The 2500-nt window shown below is 54.0% G+C and carries 1 tRNA gene and 2 rRNA genes (1 of these 3 cut by a window edge); all 3 read right to left on the minus strand.

Annotated features, from left to right (window positions below):
* Positions 1–77, minus strand: a tRNA-Met gene (locus BMZ35_RS17820).
* Between the two features lie 96 nt (positions 78–173).
* Positions 174–288 (minus strand): 5S ribosomal RNA (rrf, locus tag BMZ35_RS17825).
* 102 nt (positions 289–390) lie between these two features.
* Positions 391–2500 (minus strand): 23S ribosomal RNA (locus tag BMZ35_RS17830); it runs 719 nt beyond the window's last position.

Raw genomic sequence — 2500 nt, forward strand, 5'->3', positions numbered from 1 at the left:
TGGTTGCGGGGGTAGGATTTGAACCTACGACCTTCAGGTTATGAGCCTGACGAGCTACCGGGCTGCTCCACCCCGCGACAGGCGGCTATTTTGGCCGCATGGCCTCATGCTATAAGGAAAGAGGCCAGATAATCATCGAATTGAGAGATACGTTAAGGGAAGTCGTTTACTAGGTTTGGCGATGACCTACTCTCCCACACCTTAAGATGCAGTACCATCGGCGCTACGGTGCTTAACGGCCGGGTTCGGGATGGGACCGGGTGTTTCACTCGCGCTATGATCACCAAACCGAGTAAACGGCTTCGCTTAATTTCGCCTTTCGGCGTGTCCAAGTCACGTACGTCTGTGTTTTGTGTATGCTTTTGATTTCCAGTCTGTCTTTTACTGGATCAAATCAAGCCTATCGGGCAATTAGTACCGGTCAACTGAATGCATTGCTGCACTTACATCTCCGGCCTATCGACGAGGTGGTCTACCTCGGCCCTCAGGGATACCTTGTTTTGAGGGGGGCTTCCCGCTTAGATGCCTTCAGCGGTTATCCTGTCCGATCATAGCTACCCTGCACTGCTGCTGGCGCAACAACAGGTCCACCAGTGGATCGTTCACCCCGGTCCTCTCGTACTAGGGGCAACTCCTCTCAAGTATCCTACACCCACGGCAGATAGGGACCGAACTGTCTCACGACGTTCTAAACCCAGCTCACGTACCTCTTTAAACGGCGAACAGCCGTACCCTTGGGACCTGCTCCAGCCCCAGGATGAGATGAGCCGACATCGAGGTGCCAAACACTGCCGTCGATATGGACTCTTGGGCAGTATCAGCCTGTTATCCCCGGCGTACCTTTTATCCGTTGAGCGATGGCCCTCCCACTTGGGACCACCGGATCACTATGGCCGTCTTTCGACTCTGCTCGACTTGTCAGTCTCGCAGTCAGGCTGGCTTCTGCCATTGCACTCAACGAGCGATTTCCGACCGCTCTGAGCCAACCTTCGCGCGCCTCCGTTACGCTTTAGGAGGCGACCGCCCCAGTCAAACTACCCGCCACGCAGGGTCCCGGATCCGGATAACGGACCGCGGTTAGACATCAAGCAGAATAAGGGTGGTATCTCAAGGGAGGCTCCACCGGAACTGGCGTCCCGGTTTCAAAGCCCACCACCTATCCTGCACATATTGTGCCTGATGCCAGTGCGAAGCTGTAGTAAAGGTGCACGGGGTCTTTCCGTCTAACCGCGGGAAGCCTGCATCTTGACAGGCAATTCAATTTCGCTGAGTCGATGTTGGAGACAGCGGGGAAGTCGTTACGCCATTCGTGCAGGTCGGAACTTACCCGACAAGGAATTTCGCTACCTTAGGACCGTTATAGTTACGGCCGCCGTTTACCTGGGCTTCAATTCAGAGCTCTCACCCCTCCTTTTAACCTTCAGGCACCGGGCAGGCGTCAGACCCTATACGTCGTCTTGCGACTTCGCAGAGCCCTGTGTTTTTAGTAAACAGTCGCCACCCCCTGGTTTGTGCCCCCAGCCAATACTTGCGTAGAAACTGGGCCTCCTTCTCGCGAACTTACGGAGGTATTTTGCCGAGTTCCTTCAACATCGTTCTCTCAAGCGCCTTGGTATGCTCTACCAGTCCACCTGTGTTGGTTTAGGGTACGGTCTGATGGAGGGCTATTTCCAGGAACCGATCAGCGGCCCACCCAATCCGATAAGGGTGAACAACAGTCACGATCCGTCACATCCTCCTGGCCCAGTAATATTAAACTGGTTCCCATCGCCTACGGCTTTCGCCCTCGGCTTAGGGGCCGGCTTACCCTGCTCAGATTAGCTTTAAGCAGGAACCCTTGGACTTTCGGCGAGAGTGTCTCTCACACTCTTTGTCGCTACTCATGTCATCATTCTCACTAGTGATCTCTCCACCGGATCGCTCACGCGCCGGCTTCACAGAAAGCTCCTTATCCTCCATGACCTTCCGAAGAAGGCTAAAGAGGACAGGAACTATGTCACACTACGCTCTGCTACCATGCACTATGTGCATCCTAGACTTCGGCTCATGGCTTGAGCCCCGTTACATCTTCGCCGCAGGACAACTTATTTAGACCAGTGAGCTGTTACGCTATCTTTAAAGGATGGCTGCTTCTAAGCCAACCTCCTGGTTGTTTTGGTCGTCCCACCTGCTTTCCCACTTAGCCATGAATTAGGGGCCTTAGTCGTAGGTCAGGGTTGTTTCCCTCTCCACTACGGACGTTAGCATCCGCAGTGTGTCTGCCATCTAGTACTCCCGGGTATTCGGAGTTTGGTTAGGATCAGTAAGCCTGTGGGGCCCCATTACCCATCCAGTGCTCTACCCCCCGGGGTATTCGGATGACGCTCTACCTAAATAGATTTCGCAGAGAACCAGCTATCTCCGAGTTTGATTGGCCTTTCACCCCTAGGCACAACTCATCCCGACCTTTTTCAACAGGTGTGGGTTCGGACCTCCAGTAAGTGTTACCTTACCTTCATCC

Source organism: Shimia aestuarii, assembly GCF_900114635.1.
Classification (GTDB): domain Bacteria; phylum Pseudomonadota; class Alphaproteobacteria; order Rhodobacterales; family Rhodobacteraceae; genus Shimia; species Shimia aestuarii.